Source organism: Flavobacterium azizsancarii, from assembly GCF_027980145.1.
GTDB lineage: Bacteria > Bacteroidota > Bacteroidia > Flavobacteriales > Flavobacteriaceae > Flavobacterium > Flavobacterium azizsancarii.
This window is the reverse complement of the sequence record NZ_JAMZNK010000162.1, coordinates 1-215: the sequence shown is the minus strand read 5'-3', so window position 1 is coordinate 215 and position 215 is coordinate 1. Positions and strand designations below refer to the sequence as shown.

The 215-nt window shown below is 35.8% G+C and carries 1 pseudogene; it reads right to left on the bottom strand.

From position 1 onward, the window contains the following. A pseudogene (locus tag NJT12_RS25020) lies at nt 1–215 on the bottom strand (IS5/IS1182 family transposase); the annotation flags it as partial.

The window sequence follows — 215 nt, the reverse complement described above, 5'->3', positions numbered from 1 at the left end:
TTTCACAGCTGGTATAGAACTCAAAGATTCTTCTTTTTCTATGCGCTGTTCCAGTTCTTTGCAATAGGCTAATTCTTTTTCTAATACATTGGTGTCATTTTTCTTGGGCATCTGCTCTTTGAATTGGTCATCAAATAAATAGACCGTTTTTCGTAGCAGTTTAGATCGCTCTCTCAATACATCAATTGCTGAAAATGGATTGGATCTCGATAAAG